General features: G+C 53.8%; 14 protein-coding genes, 1 tRNA gene and 1 pseudogene. 14 read left to right on the forward strand and 2 right to left on the reverse strand.

Annotated elements, in window-relative coordinates:
- Positions 1-5: 5 nt before the first annotated feature.
- Positions 6-476 carry a hypothetical protein gene (locus R2A130_RS18345; RefSeq protein WP_156798359.1) on the reverse strand — a complete coding sequence of 157 codons (471 nt, stop codon included), beginning with the start codon at positions 474-476 and terminating at the stop codon, positions 6-8.
- A 200-nt stretch (positions 477-676) separates the two neighbouring features.
- Here R2A130_RS18345 and R2A130_RS02155 point away from each other — a divergent pair, with 200 nt between their 5' ends.
- The 6 genes and pseudogenes from R2A130_RS02155 to R2A130_RS18885 all read left to right on the forward strand — a co-directional run.
- On the forward strand, positions 677-1,123 hold the full coding sequence (locus R2A130_RS02155) for a hypothetical protein (protein ID WP_009463251.1): 447 nt from the start codon (positions 677-679) through the stop codon (positions 1,121-1,123).
- Positions 1,124-1,143: 20 nt separating this feature from the next.
- Positions 1,144-3,042 carry a hypothetical protein gene (locus R2A130_RS02160; protein ID WP_040304531.1) on the forward strand — a complete coding sequence of 633 codons (1,899 nt, stop codon included), beginning with the start codon at positions 1,144-1,146 and terminating at the stop codon, positions 3,040-3,042.
- A 135-nt stretch (positions 3,043-3,177) separates the two neighbouring features.
- Positions 3,178-4,107, forward strand: a complete 930-nt coding sequence (locus R2A130_RS02165) for an IS1595 family transposase (protein ID WP_009463255.1) — start codon at positions 3,178-3,180, stop codon at positions 4,105-4,107.
- A complete protein-coding gene (locus R2A130_RS18350; protein WP_009463257.1) occupies positions 4,104-4,286 on the forward strand; it encodes a hypothetical protein in 183 nt (60 codons plus the stop codon). Before R2A130_RS02165 ends, R2A130_RS18350 begins: the two co-directional genes overlap by 4 nt.
- Positions 4,287-4,746: 460 nt before the next feature.
- A complete protein-coding gene (locus R2A130_RS02170; RefSeq protein WP_009463259.1) occupies positions 4,747-5,241 on the forward strand; it encodes a hypothetical protein in 495 nt (164 codons plus the stop codon).
- A gap of 106 nt (positions 5,242-5,347) precedes the next feature.
- Positions 5,348-6,187: pseudogene (locus R2A130_RS18885) on the forward strand (recombinase family protein); the annotation flags it as partial.
- Between the two features lie 493 nt (positions 6,188-6,680).
- On the opposite strand, the gene R2A130_RS02185 reads toward R2A130_RS18885, so the two are convergent.
- Positions 6,681-6,770 (reverse strand) — tRNA-Ser (locus tag R2A130_RS02185).
- 150 nt (positions 6,771-6,920) lie between these two features.
- On the opposite strand from R2A130_RS02185, the gene proS reads away from it, so the two are divergent.
- The 8 genes from proS (at position 6,921) to pyrH (ending at position 17,819) form a co-directional block, all read left to right on the forward strand.
- Positions 6,921-8,276: a proline--tRNA ligase gene (gene proS, locus R2A130_RS02190; protein ID WP_009463261.1), complete on the forward strand. Its 1,356-nt coding sequence runs from the start codon at positions 6,921-6,923 to the stop codon at positions 8,274-8,276.
- A gap of 7 nt (positions 8,277-8,283) precedes the next feature.
- Entirely contained in the window at positions 8,284-9,591 is a 1,308-nt protein-coding gene (locus R2A130_RS02195; protein WP_050786060.1) for a lipoprotein-releasing ABC transporter permease subunit, read from the forward strand.
- Positions 9,584-10,264 (forward strand): ABC transporter ATP-binding protein, encoded by a 681-nt coding sequence (locus tag R2A130_RS02200; protein ID WP_009463265.1) that lies wholly within the window; start codon positions 9,584-9,586, stop codon positions 10,262-10,264. The genes R2A130_RS02195 and R2A130_RS02200 overlap by 8 nt, the downstream gene beginning before the upstream one ends.
- A gap of 90 nt (positions 10,265-10,354) precedes the next feature.
- Positions 10,355-13,855: a DNA polymerase III subunit alpha gene (gene dnaE, locus R2A130_RS02205; RefSeq protein ID WP_009463267.1), complete on the forward strand. Its 3,501-nt coding sequence runs from the start codon at positions 10,355-10,357 to the stop codon at positions 13,853-13,855.
- A 3-nt stretch (positions 13,856-13,858) separates the two neighbouring features.
- On the forward strand, positions 13,859-14,464 hold the full coding sequence (locus tag R2A130_RS02210; RefSeq protein ID WP_009463269.1) for a DUF938 domain-containing protein: 606 nt from the start codon (positions 13,859-13,861) through the stop codon (positions 14,462-14,464).
- 232 nt (positions 14,465-14,696) lie between these two features.
- The gene (rpsB, locus tag R2A130_RS02215) at positions 14,697-15,833 is read left to right on the forward strand and encodes a 30S ribosomal protein S2 (protein ID WP_009463273.1); all 1,137 of its coding nucleotides are present in this window, start codon (positions 14,697-14,699) and stop codon (positions 15,831-15,833) included.
- Between the two features lie 176 nt (positions 15,834-16,009).
- The gene (gene tsf, locus R2A130_RS02220) at positions 16,010-16,927 is read left to right on the forward strand and encodes a translation elongation factor Ts (RefSeq protein WP_009463275.1); all 918 of its coding nucleotides are present in this window, start codon (positions 16,010-16,012) and stop codon (positions 16,925-16,927) included.
- A gap of 166 nt (positions 16,928-17,093) precedes the next feature.
- Positions 17,094-17,819 carry a UMP kinase gene (gene pyrH, locus R2A130_RS02225; protein ID WP_009463277.1) on the forward strand — a complete coding sequence of 242 codons (726 nt, stop codon included), beginning with the start codon at positions 17,094-17,096 and terminating at the stop codon, positions 17,817-17,819.
- Positions 17,820-17,859: the final 40 nt, after the last annotated feature.

Here is a 17,859-nt window from a genome sequence, read left to right on the forward strand (position 1 = left end):
CTTTATCAGATCGCTTGCAGTTTTCTGATTGCAACGAAAATATAGATCAGCCTCAAGCGAGGCGTCACTTTGATCTGTGCAGACTGTTTTGCGGGCTTTTTCGCGCGCATGAAGAAGTTACTAATCCACCGAAGCTCAGTGTCCCACTTCATGCCTTGATCGTATTCTTCACGCTCGCTGTCAGTTGGAACACCAAACGCTTTATCGATATCGTTCTCGCCAATGATAAACGGCTTGCCGTGATGGTTTAGGATCGCGCCACGAAAGCCGAAAATTGCGTCCGCCATCGCGTTCGGAAACTGACGACGTGGGATTTCCAAACGCGCACAGTATCGAGCAAGCGCATTCACTGTTTCAGGGCTACGCAGCACCTCATCGTTTGGAAGCCGAACCGCATGGTTGTCATTCGCTGCTTCAGGTACGCAAGGTGTGCAAACTGGTAAGCCGCATTTAGTGCATAGGGCTTTGTCTTGCATCGTAACTCTCCATCGTAATGGAGGGAGTCCATCCCCTCGAAAATGTTTCCGAGCGCTCGGGGACAGGAACACAATGGCCATGGAACCAGAACGAGGCACGGGAACTTCGGGGAAGTTTGGGAAATTCGTTTATCTCTATGTTTTTTCTGTGCTTTTTTGATATCTCGTGATACAATTTAACTAATTAGAAATGGAGGTTTATGAAATCCAAAGAACACATAACTACATACACTGTTGAGGTTATTCGACATCACGATGCCGGGCATGTCGCTGTTGAGGCTTGGAAAGACGAAAAGGGCAATTTGCGACGATGCAATGGCCCCTATCTTACCAACTACGATGAGAAGGGCCGAAAGACGCTTGAAACTTTCAACGTCGATTTATTCGATCCGTTCGAAGACGGTCGCCATCCTGCGAGCATACGATACGACCCTGAGACCGGAAATGTGGAAAGCGAAGTTTATTTCAATCTTTCCGGCCAGTTACATAGATATCACGGCCCCGCCACAATCCATTACGACCCCGAAACGGGTGAGGTGGTCGGCGAGCATTTTTTCATCAACGGGCAGAGAGTTGATGAGAATGGGCAACTGGTGGAGGATATTGGATATGAAGACCCAATATTTAATCTACACCCCGAACCGTAGGATAAACGATTTTGCAATCGATGTCGTTTGACAAATTCAAACGTCGCTTTGAATCAGATGCCCTGAAACTTAAGAAGGTTGGGCCGAACCCAACGAATCAAAAGGCCGTTCAGGCTCGGAAATTGTTGGCGAAGGCACTCAGCGAGAAGCGAACCGTTGTTGAACGGGAGAAGATCGTTAGGGCCGCATGTAAACTGGCCGGAATATCAGACAGCCTTATCTCCGGCTCATTTGCGGCCAGTTTCTCTAAGTCAGGTAACGGGCATGAAACGATCATTTGGACGCTTTATTTTTATTTCCATTGGCATCAGCTACATACTGACTTCATAGTTAAAGCGGATAAAATCTTGCTCGGCGCACCCTTTGAAAAGGCAGCTAAGCGGCCTGTCAGGGTCAAAGCCGAAATTAATCCCTCAAAGACCCGCAGCGCATGGGCCGTAAAAGACGAAACTCTTGCGGTTTTCTTTGAGCCAGTCATGCCAAAGCAGGGGGTCGACCAACTCATTGAGATCACGCATGAGGTGGTCAATGAAAGCCTCGAAAGCAATCCAATTGATTACAAAACCTCGATTGTCGAGCGCGCACAAACAGAAGGGCTCATTGATTCCGGTTTGGAAACTCAATGGCTGACCGCCGGTCTATCGGCAGGACTAAGGCCGGATGTTAATCGCGGTTTTAGCGGTGAAGGCTCTGAGGCGTTTGAACAACTCTACCGTGAGAAATGGCGATTTCTGAGTTCTTCGCCGACCGATGACGAGAAATCGTGGATCGAGAAAATTGCGGCGAATAGCGAAGATCGCGAGTTCTTGGATCGTGAACTGGAATCAACGACCGTCCAAACGCCCGAAGGGGCGAAGCGGATAAAGCTACTCGAATGTCTTATCGCAACGCAGGATGGTCTGCCATTGATTAACCATTCCGAGAGTGTCATCGGACATCTGATACAAATGTCAGAAATGAACCTTTCGCAAAGTACCAAGAATTTCCTTGATTATTCGCTTGCCAGAAACGCTGCTGTGACCGGGCAATCTGAATTGGCAATTCAAAATTATTATCGCCTGAAAGACAAAAAATTCCTAGCGGAACGGGCGATTGATATTCGCTACAACATGATAAATGCATCATATGCATTGAGAATGAATAAGCACTACGGCTCTGAGGCGGTTTCTACCGAAATTCGGCTTTCAGCCGATAGAAGCGAGGAGACCCAGAGGCAGTTGAATTCGGAAAAGCTTGATGGCTTTGACGCAAATAAGGAAATCACAAAATTCTGTAGCGATTTCTCTATTGATCCCGAAACGGTAACGACTTCATCCATCCAAGACTACGTCAAACGCTTCAATGGCCCGAATGGCGCGAAGATCATCTATTTCTTCCATCTTGAGAAAATTCTTCGGACCAAACCATCAGAGCGACTTCTCATTCGTGAGCGCTACGAAGACATCGTAAGAATGTTAAAGCTGTTGTCTGATACAGCGCGCGCCGGGGATACAAGTGTGAACTTCACCACGGATGCTTGGTATCCGCTCGTATTCCTGCATTCCATCGCAGGAAACTTAGGCGACTATGATCTGATGAAGACGATTGAAAACACAATTGATGGCTTCGAGGGTTGGAAGCATGCGAGCAATTTGAGGGAGAGCGTCCAAAAAGAGCGCGATCAGGGGAGTTTTCTCATGTTGCTGCATGAGTTTAATCGCGGCATGGGCGTCGCTAGCAAGGGTGTGACAGTCAACATTCGTTCAGAAGTTGAAAAGTTCAAAAGCCAGTTCAAAACGCTACGTTTCATGCCCGCACTCTTCCAAACGGTGACCCATGGCTTACGCGAGATTGGCGATGAATATGACCCGCTATGGGACGTGAGCGCCCTTTCCAGGCGAGGCGTCTCCCATTGGAATTATATGGATCGGTGGCGGTAAGCTCGACATTGGCGACTATGTTTGAGTGAAATTTGCACTGCGCACCCAAAATTTGGGGGTATATATACGTGTGTGACCCATTGACTTGGGTCCGATAAAAGCCTAAATTATCGGTACAGCATAGGAGCCGTACCGATGAAAATGCAGTTTGATAGCCTCTTCGCAATGATGGAAGCCTTTCCAGACGAGCAAACCGCTATCGACCACCTTCGCTCAATCCGTTGGGGCGAGAACAACGAACGCGCTCACTGCCCACATTGCGGCTCCACTCGCGTCATGCATTTCAAAGACGGCAAAACCCACAAGTGCAGCGAGAAAGAGTGCCGCAAGCGCTTCTCAATCAAAGTCGGCACGATCTTTGAAGACTCGAAAATCCCTCTGCGTAAATGGTTCATGGCAATCTGGCTTATCACTTCCCACAAGAAGGGCATCGCCAGCACCACGCTCGCCAAGGACATTCACGTCACTCAAAAGACCGCTTGGTTCATGACGCAACGCCTTCGCTTTGCTGCGCGTACACGTTCGTTCAATCGCAAGATGCAGGGACCGGTGGAAATTGACGAGACTTTCATGGGTGGCAAGGAAAAGAACAAACACGCCAACAAGCGCCAGAACGCCGGTCGCGGCCCTGTAGGCAAAGAAGTCGTATGGGGCGCGTTGGAGCGCAACGGTGAACTTCGCGTGATGCACATTCCCAACCTGCATGGCGTCAAACAGCGCGTCTTTGACAACGTGAAGGAAGGCGAAATCGTTGTGACTGACGAGTATGGCGGGTATCGCGGCCTATCGACCGCATACTTCCACCAGACGGTGAACCACGGCGCAGGCCAGTATGCACACACCGGCAATTATTATCACACCAACTCAATCGAAGGCGCTTGGTCGCAATTCAAACGGCAGGTCTATGGCATTCACCATTGGGTGAGTGGCAAGCACTTGCATCGCTATCTTTCGGAGTTCGCATGGCGCTACAATCGCCGCGAACATGGCGAAGGTGATCGCGTCAACGATCTGCTGAAATGGGCTGATGGCGGCAAACTCTCCTACAAGGAATTGATCGCGTGACCCGCAGACCAAAGAAATACGAACCGCCTTTATCTCTCGACATGGATTTTGGAGAGGCGTTGGCAAGGTTCGGGCAAACTGACAAGGTAGAAGCTGACAAGCTAGCGGAGAAGGCCCGTTCCAAAAAGAAACCGCCACCATCCGATAAGGATAGCAGCGGCTCTTCCGAGCCATCTTAAGCGGCTACGCCGCCGGACAGACACGTTGTGGGTCTTACCCCCACTACCTTAGAGGCAGCAGCGGTAGTGGCCGCGCACAAACTCAATTCGGCCATGCCGAATGCGAGTGTACGGGTCTACCCAATGACAAGCTTTTTGGCTCATCACAGGCACTCCTGTGTGGCGTGCCTATTGTGCGCTCCGACTGGAATCGCTATAGTCGCGTAGCGTTACTACGCACGAAACTGCCTTCGCTCTCGGCCTTAGCACAATCCCGCTACCGAGAGATGCTGGCACCTAGACCGGGGCCCCTGCAAGGGCACCCGGTCACTTCGTACCAGATCGCATCCTTCATTTACCATTCAACAAACAATTCGGCAAGTTTTGAGTGGGGATGAATGGCCTCTAAGCCTTTGATGAGAATCGCGTTTTGACTCTGATGTATCCCGTGGTGCAAGTTCGCTGTGAACGGGAGACGATCATGAACGACGATATACGCAAAGCACTGAAAACGATCATTGAATCGAAGAACGCGATTGCGCGAGCCGAGCGGTTCATTAAGGCCTACGAAGAATTTTCAGGCGCATCTGTTGATCGGGACACGCTTATCGCTGAAGGGGACGCTGTGAGTACTCCCCGCTATTCACAGGAACATTCAGGGAACCAAATGAGACGTCGCAACAATCCTAAGCGTGTTGCTGACGTGGCGGCGCGCGTGATTCGAGGCTTTGGTGGCCCTGTTCAGCGCGGCGATCTGGTAGAAGCGATTGAGGCAACCGGCCTAGAAATATTCAGCGATGATAAGCCAAGATATGTCGGGACAATTCTGTGGCGCAATAAAGAGCGGTTCGTGAACATCGAAGGGCGGGGATACGTGACTAAGGATATTGCAGAGGAGATGGCAAACAATGATCGGGAAGAAATCGAATACCAACGCCTGAGGGATCAGCAAGCGGATATTGACGACCTGATATGAGTCATCCGACTTGGGTCACACACGTATATAGTTCCCCTACAAAGGTCACGAGGTCGTAGAAGTTTTTCGTGATGAAGGTGTATCCGGCGGCGTTGTAGATCGCCCCGCGATTAAAGCCATGCTCACATGGCTACGCAAAAACAGAAGCCAAGAGCCAATCGTCCTTATTGATGATATCTCTCGCATTGCCAGAGGCATTGAGGCCCATTGGAAACTGCGAAGTGCTATCGGCTCGGTTGGCGCAAAACTGCAAAGCCCCTCGATTGAGTTTGGTGATGATAGTGACAGTCAGCTTGTCGAGAACATGCTTGCCTCTGTTTCGCAGCACCAACGCCAGAAAAACGGTGAGCAGGTCGTCAACCGCATGAAAGCGCGTCTGATAAACGGGTACTTTCCATTCTGGGTGCCAACGGGCTATCGCTATGAGCGCGTCAAAGGCCATAGCGGCAAAATGATTGTGCGCGATGAACCTCATGCTTCTCTTATTCAAGAGGCCCTTGAAGGCTTTGCAACTGGACGTTTTCAAACACAGGTGGACGTGAAACGCTTTTTAGAGCCGCACTCAATATTCGCACGTGACAACAAGGGAGAGATACACCCGCAACGCATTGCCAATCTTCTTACCAATAAAATCTATGTAGGCTATTACGAATACAAACCTTGGAACGTACCGCTCACCAAAGGCAAACACGAAGCGTTGATCTCATGGGACACGTTTCAGCGCATCCAGGCCCGCTTGAATGAAGGCGCTGTTATTCGCTCAGGAGCAAACACGGAGAGCGATTTCCCGCTCAAAGGTTTCGTGACATGCGGATGCTGCAACAAGCCTCTGACGGCTTACTATGCTAAAGGCCGCAACAAACGCTACCCGTACTATGAATGCTTCAACAAAGAGTGCGACGAATGCCGAAAAACCATCCGCAAGGAAATGATTGAAGGGGAGTTCGAAAACCTTGTTCAATCCATGCGCCCCCATGCAAGTCTCATGGCTACAGCAGCAGCCATGTTCCGCGCGCACTGGAATGCCCGCATCGCAGGCTTTGCAGCCAAGCTCGAGGAACAAAAGAAAGCTTTGGCAAGGATCAAAACCAAAATCAGCCGTCTGACAGATCGCTTGATTGATACCTCAAGTCCAAATGCCATTTCAGCCTATGAGAACAAGTTAGACAGGCTTGAAGCTGAAAAGGCACTGATTGCCGAGAATCTGGCGCAGAAGCCGGATTTGAACCAAGACTTCGATGTTAGTTTTCGAACCGCAATGAACTTTCTCGCAAACCCTTGGAAACTATGGACTTCTGACAATCCCGAACACCGTAAAACACTCATCAAACTGGTGTTCGCAGCCCCATTACCATACATGCGGAATCAGGGGTTTCGAACCGCAAAAACCACTAGCCCTTTCAAGGCGTTAGTAGGTATTTCAGGTGAAGAAAAAGAAATGGCGGACAGGGTGGGATTCGAACCCACGGTACGCTTCCACGCACGGCAGTTTTCAAGACTGCTGCCTTAAACCACTCGGCCACCTGTCCGCTATCTGCTCTATGACGCTGTGCGGCGCGGAAATCAACGGGGGAAAGCACCTGTATTAGCTCTGCACTTGCTGCGAATCGAGGAATGAGGTTTGAGGGGCATGCTTTTCGCAGGCGGTTTGTCCGCCAGCATGATTGGACAAGCCACCAATGCGCCTTACCCAATATTTTCTTCCTGTTCTTAAAGAAGCACCTCGCGAGGCCGAAATTGCGTCTCACCAGCTGATGCTGCGAGCGGGCATGATCAAACAACAATCTGCCGGCATCTATTCCTGGTTACCGCTGGGCTTGAAGGTTTTACGCAAGGTCGAGCAGATCGTGCGCGAAGAGCAGAACCGCGCCGGCGCGGTGGAAGTGCTCATGCCAACAATTCAAAGTGCTGACCTGTGGCGCGAGTCCGGTCGGTATGATGACTACGGCAAAGAGATGCTGCGCATTCAGGACCGGCACGAGCGCGACATGCTGTTCGGCCCAACAAATGAGGAGATGATCACTGACATCTTCCGTACCTACGTCAAAAGCTACAAAGACCTGCCACTGAACCTGTACCATATCCAGTGGAAGTTTCGCGACGAGGTTCGCCCACGCTTCGGCGTGATGCGCGGTCGCGAGTTCCTGATGAAGGATGCTTACAGCTTCGACCTGAATGCTGATGCAGCGCGTGCGGCATATTACAGGATGTTCGTCTCTTACCTCCGCACATTCGACCGGTTGGGTGTGAAAGCCATTCCGATGCGGGCCGATACCGGGCCGATTGGCGGGGATTTGTCTCACGAATTTCTAATTTTGGCTGATACCGGCGAAAGCGAAGTGTTCTGCCACTCGGATTTTTCGAAAAAGACAGTTCCTGATGCGGGAGTCGATTATAGCGATGACGCACTTATCGCAGGTATCGTGGATGACTGGACTTCAGGCTATGCCCGTACGGACGAGATGCATGACGAAGCTCTTTGGGCCGAGGTTCCTGAAGACGAGCAGCTTAACGCGCGCGGTATCGAGGTCGGTCATATTTTCAACTTCGGTTCCAAATACTCCGAGCCCATGGGCGCGAAAGTAACAGGACCGGACGGTAAGGATGTGCCAGTTGAAATGGGCTCCTATGGCATCGGCCCGAGCCGCGTGGTCGCGGCGTTGGTCGAAGCTGGACATGATGAAAACGGCATCATCTGGCCAGACAGCGTGGCTCCATTCGACGTGGGCCTTATCAATCTTCGCTCTGGTGACGAAGTGACTGATGCTGCTTGTGATGACATGTACGCGCAGCTGAGTGCGGCGGGCCTTGATGTGTTGTATGACGACACGGACGGTCGAGCTGGTGGTAAGTTCGCGCTTGCGGATCTGATTGGACTGCCGTGGCAGCTCATCGTTGGGCCACGTGGCTTGAAGACAGGTGAGGTCGAATTGAAAGCTCGCGCCAGCGGTGAACGACACACCGTCTCTATCGATGCTGCAATCAACCAACTGACTGCATGGCATGTTGATAGCCGGAAACGCTTCGGTGGTTGATGTGGCGATGACCGGCGTTGCGGAAAGCGCAAACACGAATCTGCGCGACAGTCTGCCGGGTAAAACTGGTGCGTTTTCGCGCTTCGAGTGGATGCTTGCACGGCGTTATCTTGGTTCGCGGCGCAAAGAAACATTCATCTCGGTGATCTCGATCATCTCGTTCGTTGGCATCATGTTGGGCGTTGCAACGCTGATTATCGTGATGGCTGTTATGAACGGATTTCGCACCGAGCTGCTGGACCGTATTCTCGGCATCAACGGTCACCTTATCGTCGCCCCGACAGAATACGCACTCACCGACTATGATGCGGTCGCAAGTCGTCTCGAGGCTGTCGACGGCGTAATTTACGCGTTCCCGCTGATTGAGGGCGAAGTGCTTGCATCGGGCGGCAAGGGCGGTAGCGGAGCGCGAGTACGTGGCATGCGCGAAGGCGACTTGAAACGTCTGCCATCGGTAGGTTCCAACATCGTTGAAGGCACGCTGGACGGTTTCGACGCCGGTGATGGTGTTGCGATTGGTGCGGTGATGGCCCGCAATCTCAACCTTTACCTCGGCGATTCAATTACGCTGGTCACACCAGACGGAAACAAGACCGCATTCGGCGTCACGCCACGGGTGAAAAGCTATCCGGTCACGGCCATCTTTGAGATGGGCATGAGCGAGTATGACAATATTTTCGTCTTCATGCCGCTGTTGGAAGCGCAGCTCTATTTCAACAAGGAGCAGGTCGTCGATGTCATCGAGACGTTCATCACGGACGCCGATGATGTGGAGAAAATGCGCGGTCCGATGGAGGCTGGGGCGGAGCGCCCGATCTCTGTGTCCGATTGGCGGCAGCGTAACGCCAGTTTCTTTTCCGCGTTGGAGGTGGAACGGAACGTCATGTTCCTGATCCTCACGCTGATCCTGCTGATCGCGGCGCTGAATATTGTTTCGGGCCTGTTCATGCTTGTTAAGGAGAAGGGCAGCGACATCGCTATTTTACGTACCATGGGCGCGACCCGTGGGGCCGTTATGCGCATTTTCCTGATAACAGGCGCGTCGATTGGTGTTTTCGGCACGATCGCGGGTTTCGGACTTGGCGTTCTATTCAGCCAGAACATAAACGCGATGGGCGAGGGGCTTTCATCGCTTCTGGGCACAAGTGTGTGGGACCCGACCGTCCGGTTCCTGTCTGAAATTCCTGCACGGTTGGATATGGGCGAAACGCTGATGGTCGTCTTTATGGCGCTTGGCCTTTCGCTACTTGCGACACTGTTTCCTGCATGGCGTGCCGCGCGTCTCGATCCGGTGGAAGCGCTTCGCTATGAGTGATGCCGTATTTCAAATGAGTGGAATTCGTCGGACCTACGGCGAAGGCGAACACGCGCTCACCGTTTTGGATAATGCCGAATTGTCTATCGGTGCAGGCGAGTTGGTGGCGCTTGTTGCACCATCCGGCGCGGGTAAATCCACACTGCTGCATCTTGCTGGTCTTCTGGAGAAACCAGATGCGGGCTCGTTACAAATCGGCGGTCGTGAGTGCGGTAGCTTGAGTGATGCAGAGCGCACCGCCATGCGGCGCACGAGAATTGGTTTTATTTATCAATTCCACCACCTGCTGCCCGAATTGGACGCACGGGAAAACATAACTTTGCCACTTCAGATCGCCGGTGCCAGCGCCGAGCAGTCGCGTGGTCGTGCCGACGAACTGCTGGACATGTTGAATATGTCTCCGCGTGCGACGCACCGGCCTTCAGAGCTTTCAGGCGGTGAGCAGCAGCGCGTCGCAATCGCCCGTGCTGTGGCCAACCAACCGCGACTGCTTCTTGCAGATGAACCAACGGGCAATCTCGATCCCTCGACATCCGATCTTGTTTTCGGGGCTCTCACCGAACTGGTACGCTCCACTGGTCTTGCAGCACTCATCGCTACCCACAACCACGAGCTGGCCGCGCGTATGGACCGGATTGTAACGATCCGCGATCTGCAAATCGTTCCTCGCTAAAGTTTCGCACAAGCGCGTCTATGCAGCCGTTGAGTACGACGGTGGCAAGGCCCATTGTCTGAGCGTTGTGTCTGGTCCGGGTGTGAGTCGATGTCCAAGAAAGAAGAAGTGATAGCGGCTTTGAAGAAAGCCGCGCTCCCCAAACCAGAGCGCCCGTTCGTTCATCTGCACACCCATTCGGCCTATTCGCTGCTTGAGGGTGCCGTTCCGCTCGCAAAGCTGATGACGCTCGCGGCAGACGATGACCAGCCTGCACTTGCGATTACCGACCGCAGTAATCTGTTTGGCGCGCTGGAATTTTCCAGCAAAGCGGCCAAGGAAGGCTTACAGCCGATTATTGGTTGCACGCTGGAAGTCGATTTCGATGATGAAGGGCGGGGTTCCCGCAGCGGCAGCACGCAACAGGCGATGGTGGCGTTTCCAACGCTGGTGCTGCTGGCATCCGATGAGCGCGGCTATCAGAATCTCATTCGGCTGGTCAGCCTAGCGTATATGGAGGGTGCAGTTGAATCGCGGCCACATATCTCAATGGGTCAATTGGTTGAGCACAATGACGGATTGATTATCCTTACCGGCGGCGCCCATGGTCCAATCGACGCGATGATTGTCGATGATCATCCAACAGAGGCCAGGGCGCGACTGGCACGATTGAATGACGCTTTTGGTGACCGGCTCTACATCGAATTGCAACGACAGGCTGGCTACTCCCCAAAGCGCGAAGGCGAAATATTGGCGATGGCCTACGAGTTGGGCATCGGCATCGTGGCTACGAACGAGGTCTTTTTTGCCAAGCGCGAGGATTACAGCGCTCACGATACGCTCATCTGTATTGCTGAAGGACGAATGGTCTCGGAAGATGATCGCAGGAGGCTGACGCCTGATCATTATCTGAAAAGCACCGCAGAAATGAACGTGTTGTTTTCCGATTTGCCGGAGGCGATCGACAACACCACGATCATTGCCCAGCGCTGTGCGTTCGCAGTTCAGGAACTTGACCCCATCCTGCCGTTCTTCACCGGCGGCGTGGGAGACGATCCGTTGGCGGCGGAAGCGGCGGAACTTCGCAAGCAAGCTGTCGATGGACTAAAAGATCGATTGGCGGTGCACCCGCTGGCAGACGGGTACACCCGCGAACAATATAACGAACGTCTCGAATTCGAGCTATCCGTCATCGAGAATATGAAATTCCCCGGTTACTTTCTCATCGTTGCCGACTTCATCAAATGGGCGAAGGAACAGGGAATTCCAGTCGGACCGGGCAGGGGCTCTGGTGCCGGTTCGCTGGTTGCGTGGTCGCTGACGATCACCGATCTCGACCCATTGCAGTTCTCGCTGCTGTTCGAGCGGTTCCTGAACCCCGAACGCGTCTCAATGCCGGATTTCGATATCGACTTCTGTCAGGATCGCCGTGACGAGGTTATTCGTTACGTTCAGGACAAATACGGTCGCGATCAAGTGGCGCAGATCATCACGTTCGGAACGCTGCAAGCCCGGGCTGTGCTGCGTGATGTGGGACGCGTGTTGCAGCTGCCTTACGGGCAGGTGGACCGCCTGTGCAAAATGGTGCCGAACAATCCAGCCAACCCGACACCGCTCTATCGTGCTGTGGTGGAGGAAGCGGGGCTGATCGAGGCGCGTAAAGAGGAAGAAGTCGATCATTTAATCGATATTTCTCTCAAGCTGGAAGGCCTATACCGCCACGCCTCCACCCACGCCGCCGGCATCGTGATCGGCGACCGGCCGCTTGACCAACTTGTGCCGCTCTACCGCGACCCACGTTCCGATATGCCGGTGACGCAGTTCAACATGAAGTGGGTGGAAAAAGCCGGGCTGGTTAAGTTCGATTTCCTTGGCCTGAAAACGCTCACCGTTATTCGTACCGCGCAGAATTATCTCAAAGAGCGAAACGTCGAAGTTGATGTCGACAAGCTGACATTGGACGACGAAGCGACTTTCAAGATGCTGCAGCGCGGCGAAACAGTCGGTGTGTTCCAGCTGGAATCCATGGGCATGCGCAAGGCGCTCATCGGCATGAAGGCGGATGCGTTCGAAGACATCATCGCTCTCGTCGCGCTCTACCGGCCCGGCCCAATGGAGAACATTCCGACCTACAACGCGCGTAAGCATGGCGAGGAGGAGGCCGACTATTACCACCCGAAGATCGAGCATGTTCTGAAAGAGACACAGGGCGTCATCATCTATCAGGAACAGGTCATGCAGATCGCCCAGATCCTGTCCGGCTATTCACTGGGCGAAGCCGATATGCTGCGCCGCGCGATGGGTAAGAAAATCGCGTCGGAAATGGAAGCGCAACGCGCCCGTTTCGTCGACGGTTGCGAGAAGAACGACATCAAGGCGCAGCAGGCGAACTACATCTTCGATGTCTTGGCGAAGTTTGCCGACTACGGTTTCAACAAATCCCACGCCGCAGCTTACGCGTTGCTGAGCTACCAAACCGCTTGGCTTAAGGCGAACCACCCCGTCGAATTCCTCGCGTCGCTGATGACGCTCGATATGGGTAACACTGACAAGTTGAACGACTTTTACCGAGAAGCCGTGCGGGCGAAAATCGAAGTCGTTGCGCCATCGGTGAATTCTTCGCAGGTGAAATTCTCGGTCAAAGACGGCAAAATTCATTATGCGCTTGCTGCGATCAAAGGCGTTGGTGCGCAGGCTGTGGCACATATCGTGGAGGTTCGTGATCGCGATGGACCGTTCCAAAGCCTCACAAGCTTCTTCTCCCGTGTGGACCCCAAACAGTTGAACCGGAAGATGCTGGAGAACCTCATTCATGCTGGTGCGTTCGATGGGTTTGGGCCTGCGCGGGAAGAGTTGATCGGTGGGCTCGACCGGCTGATCGGTCATTCGGTGCGCGTGGCAGAAAACGAGGCCATCGGCATCTCCGATATGTTTGGTGGAGATACCGGTGAAACCGATGTGGTGTTGCCGAAGGTGGCTGCATGGGCGGCTGCGGAGCGTTTGCAGCGTGAACATGCCGCTATGGGCTTCTACTTTTCCGCGCATCCGCTGGACGAGTACCAAACAACGTTGGAGAAGTTGCGGGCGCAGAGCTGGGCGGATTTCCAGCTAGCGGTCAAAGCGTCCGGCCAAGCCCCCGGTATTTTGGGCGGCACAGTCTCGTCCATCCAATACCGCAAAACCAAACGCGGCAAGCGTATGGGCATCGGTATGCTTTCCGATGCTACGGGACAGTTCGAAGTCGTGTTGTTCGATGAGCAATTGGAAGCCGCATCTGAACTTCTGCAAGCTGGCCGTTCGCTGATTTTGAACGTCGTTGGTGAAGATCGACCGGAGGGCGTGAGCCTGCGTGTCATGATGATCCGTGGCATCGAGGATGAAGCGGCACGCACGCAATATCTGCTCAACATCTTCCTGCGAGACGCCAGCCCGCTGCCGTCAATTGCATCTCAGTTGGGCAAGCAGGGTGAGGGGATAGTGAAGCTGGTGGTGATCGATTTCGACGGTGGCCGCGAAGTGGAGGTCGAACTGCCCGGCAAGCGTCTTGTATCGCCCCAAATCGCGAACGCCTTGAAGGCAATCGATGGCGTTGTACACGCGGAACTCGTCTAGCCAATGCAGCCGAAGTTCAGCCAATCAGCCGATCGTAACCGCAAGGACATCGCCGCGAAGCTGCGCGCACGCGTGCAAGACGGTGCGACGGTCCTCGAAATCGCCAGCGGGACCGGCCAGCACATGCTCCATTTCAGCGAAGCGATGCCCGATATCATCTGGCAACCCAGCGACCGTTCGCTTGAAGAGTTTGAATTGCGCGAAACTGTGTTGGCAGCCAGCCGCGCCAATCTGTTGGCTCCGTTGCAAATTGACGTCTCACGCTTTCCTGATTTTCAAGAGGCCTACGACGCAGTTTATAGCGCCAACTGCATCCACGTCATGTCGTCTGCCAATCTGGAACCTTACATTGCAGGTGCTGCGAAGGCGCTGAAGCCCGGCGGAATGATGATGCTCTATGGTCCGTTTAAATATGATGGCGAGTTCACCACACCCAGCAACGAGCAGTTCGATGCCTTCCTGCGTGGTACTTATGATGATGGCGGCATCAGAGATTTCGCCCGCGTCGATGAGCTTGCAGAGGCCAACGGGCTATCGTTTCACAGTGACTCCGAGATGCCAGCCAACAATCAGTTCATTATCTGGCGCAAGACGGTGCCAGCTGGCTGAATCACTCTGAACATGACTCACAGGCTCTTCGGGGTTGCCAACTCTGCCTGTTGTGCTAAACGCCGCCTCATTCCACACGCGGGAGCGTGTTGGTCACCGGGTTACCTTCGGGCAAGCCGCACAGCCTCCAGTTAGCGATAACACGGCATCGACCTGCACTTCCGGTGCGGCAGCATACGCTGTCGTTTCTTCCCCGCGCCAGGACCAACCGGTAAACAGGAGATGAGACCCAATGGCTCTTCCCGAATTTTCTATGCGTCAGCTGCTTGAAGCAGGCGTGCATTTTGGCCACCAGGCCCACCGCTGGAACCCAAAGATGGACCCGTACATCTTTGGCAAACGCAACAATATCCACATCCTCGATCTGTCGCAGACCGTGCCGCTTATGCATCAAGCACTGAAGCAGGTTTCCGACACGGTTGCCCGTGGCGGCCGCGTGCTGTTCGTCGGCACCAAGCGCACCGCTTCCGAAGCTGTTGCTGATGCTGCGCGCCGTTCGGCACAGTATTACGTCAACGCTCGTTGGTTGGGCGGCATGCTCACCAACTGGAAAACCATTTCCAACTCCATCAAGCGCTTGCGCGAGTTGGAAGAGCTGCTGACTGCTGATCAGTCCAGCTACACCAAAAAAGAACTCCTGAACCTGACCCGCGAGCGCGACAAGCTTGAGCGTGCACTCGGCGGCATCAAGGACATGGGCGGCACGCCTGACCTCATTTTCGTGATCGACACGAACAAAGAGGCGATTGCCATTCAGGAAGCCAAGAAGCTGAAAATCCCTGTCTGCGCGGTTCTCGACTCCAACTCCAGCACAGACAACATCGACTTCCCGATCCCGGGTAACGATGATGCGTCGCGTGCCGTTGCTCTGTATTGCGATCTGATCGCAAAAGCATGCATCGACGGTATCGCTCGGCAGCAGGGTTCTTCCGGCGTTGATCTCGGCGCACAGGCTGAAGCACCTCAGGAAACTGTTCTCAACGATGTATCTGCTGCCGCGTCTTCTGCCGCTGCTGCAACTGTTGATGCAGCATCAACCGCTGCTGGTGCCGTTCAGGAAACTGCTGCTTCCGTCATGGATGCAGTGTCGAACATCGCCACTGCCGCCGCTACTGGCGTTGCTGAAGCAGTATCCGGCGACGACAAGGCTGCTGCTCCTATGTTTACGGCACCAGCCGGTGACGCTGATGATCTGAAAACGATCAACGGTATCGGTCCGGTTGCTGAAACGCAGCTGAACGAACAGGGCATCACGACTTTTGCCCAGATTGCCGCTTTGACTGATGCCGAGATCGAAAAAATCGACGCCAACATGCCGTTTTCTGCAGCGCAGATTTCGGATTGGAAAGCTCAGGCCGCCGCCAAGTAGGCAGCGCATGCCAATAGCGACCTGTCATGCGACTGTTGCATAGCTGGCCGCTTGAAGGCTTCGGGGTTCGACCCATTTAATAGGAAAGCGCCGCTCCGTACCGGGGCGGCGCTTTCCCTTGAAAATTAGCACAAACGGCACCGCCTCCCGCGCTGCCCCAGCGAAAGGAACCTGAGATGGCTATTACCGCATCGATGGTCAAAGAACTGCGCGAAATGACCGGCGCAGGCATGATGGACTGCAAAAATGCGCTAAACGAAACCAATGGCGACATTGAAGCTGCCGTTGACTACCTGCGCAAAAAAGGCGTTGCCAAAGCAGACAAGAAATCGGGCCGTACTGCGGCTGAGGGTCTCGTCGGTGTCGAAGGCCGCGGCAACAAAGCTGCTGTGATCGAATTCAATGCAGAGACTGATTTTGTCTCGCGCAACGAAGATTTCCAGAAATTGGTTTCAGGCATCGCTAAAGTGGCCGCCGATACAGATGGTTCTGTCGATGCAATCAACGCGTCAGACCTCGGCGGCAAAACCGTTGCGGATTCTGTCACATCAGCCATTGCCACAATTGGTGAGAACATGTCACTGCGCCGCGCCGCCGTCATGGAAGTAGAGAACGGCGTTGTCGCTTCTTACGTCCATAACGCGACCGCAGATGGTCTCGGTAAAATCGGTGTTCTGGTTGCGCTGGAATCAGCCGGTGATACCGACAAGCTTCACGCCTTGGGTCGTCAGGTTGCCATGCATGTTGCTGCCACCAACCCGCTGGCCGCAACGAAAGACGATATGGATCCTGATCTGGTGGAACGTGAGAAGAAAATCTTCTCAGAGTCCGCTCGTGAGTCCGGCAAGCCGGAAAACATCATCGAGAAAATGGTAGAAGGCCGCATCCGCAAGTTCTTCGAAGAGAACGTGCTTTTGTCGCAGACTTTCGTCATCGACGGCGAAAACAGCGTTGAGCAGGCATTGAAGAATGCTGAAGGTGATGTTGGCGGCCCAATCGCACTCAAAGGCTTCACCCGCTTCCAGCTTGGTGAAGGCATCGAGAAAGAAGAAGGCGACTTCGCTGCAGAAGTTGCTGCGATGAGCAAGGGCTAACAGTCCACATCATTTGAACTGAGTAGGGCCGTTGATGAAAATCAGCGGCCCTATTTTTATGGGCTGTTTTTACGGCCAGCGGTAAATGGCAAGTGACGGGCTGGCGTGACACACCGCAATGCATGGGTTAGACGCAAGCAGTTACAAATGCGCCCCTCCGGATTCGATGCAAAGCCCGATCTACAAACGAATTTTATACAAGATTTCGGGTGAAGCTCTGATGGGCGATCAGCCTTCCGGAATTGATCCCAAATTCGTGGCGCGCGTCGTTGACGACGTGATCGAAGCCAAACAGCTGGGCTGCTCCATTGCGTTGGCAGTAGGCGGCGGGAACATTTTTCGCGGCGTCCAACTGGCCGCTAGCGGCGCAGACCGCGTGACTGGCGACCACATGGGGATGCTGGCTATCGTCATGAATGCGCTGGCACTTCGCATGGCGTTCGACACACGTGGCGTCGGTGCAACTGTGCTGTCCGGCCTTGCTGTACCGCAGGTCTGTGAGACTTTTACCCAGCGTGGCATGATAGAGGCGCGGGAACGCGGAGATGTGTTGATCTTCGCCGGTGGAACAGGCAGCCCGTTCTTCACATCCGACAGTGGAGCCGCATTGCGGGCAGCGGAATTTGGTGCTGACGCAATCCTGAAAGGCACTCAGGTTGACGGAATCTACACATCTGACCCCAAAAAGAACATAAACGCAGAGCGTTTGAACACGCTCACCCATGATCAGCTGATCGAACAGAAGCTGGCGGTCATGGATACATCTGCTGCGGTTATCGCGCGGGACAATGGTATTGATGTGGTGGTTTTCTCCATCCACGAACCAGGTTCTCTATCGCGGGTTTTGACCGGGCAGGGCACATATTCGACGGTTTCTGCCAAACAGGCATGACCGGGCAATGAAGAGGTTTTACACTGCCGGGTATGGCGGT

The sequence above is a fragment of the Ahrensia sp. R2A130 genome, from assembly GCF_000179775.1.
Lineage (GTDB): Bacteria > Pseudomonadota > Alphaproteobacteria > Rhizobiales > Rhizobiaceae > Pseudahrensia.

Bases quoted from the DNA above. Each gene is read 5' to 3' on its own strand.
- R2A130_RS18345 (WP_156798359.1), bottom strand. From the start codon at position 476: ATGCAAGACAAAGCCCTATGCACTAAATGCGGCTTACCAGTTTGCACA.
- R2A130_RS02155 (WP_009463251.1), top strand. From the start codon at position 677: ATGAAATCCAAAGAACACATAACTACATACACTGTTGAGGTTATTCGA.
- R2A130_RS02160 (WP_040304531.1), top strand. From the start codon at position 1,144: ATGTCGTTTGACAAATTCAAACGTCGCTTTGAATCAGATGCCCTGAAA.
- R2A130_RS02165 (WP_009463255.1), top strand. From the start codon at position 3,178: ATGAAAATGCAGTTTGATAGCCTCTTCGCAATGATGGAAGCCTTTCCA.
- R2A130_RS02170 (WP_009463259.1), top strand. From the start codon at position 4,747: ATGAACGACGATATACGCAAAGCACTGAAAACGATCATTGAATCGAAG.
- proS (WP_009463261.1), top strand. From the start codon at position 6,921: ATGCGCCTTACCCAATATTTTCTTCCTGTTCTTAAAGAAGCACCTCGC.
- R2A130_RS02195 (WP_050786060.1), top strand. From the start codon at position 8,284: ATGACCGGCGTTGCGGAAAGCGCAAACACGAATCTGCGCGACAGTCTG.
- R2A130_RS02200 (WP_009463265.1), top strand. From the start codon at position 9,584: ATGAGTGATGCCGTATTTCAAATGAGTGGAATTCGTCGGACCTACGGC.
- dnaE (WP_009463267.1), top strand. From the start codon at position 10,355: ATGTCCAAGAAAGAAGAAGTGATAGCGGCTTTGAAGAAAGCCGCGCTC.
- R2A130_RS02210 (WP_009463269.1), top strand. From the start codon at position 13,859: ATGCAGCCGAAGTTCAGCCAATCAGCCGATCGTAACCGCAAGGACATC.
- rpsB (WP_009463273.1), top strand. From the start codon at position 14,697: ATGGCTCTTCCCGAATTTTCTATGCGTCAGCTGCTTGAAGCAGGCGTG.
- tsf (WP_009463275.1), top strand. From the start codon at position 16,010: ATGGCTATTACCGCATCGATGGTCAAAGAACTGCGCGAAATGACCGGC.
- pyrH (WP_009463277.1), top strand. From the start codon at position 17,094: ATGCAAAGCCCGATCTACAAACGAATTTTATACAAGATTTCGGGTGAA.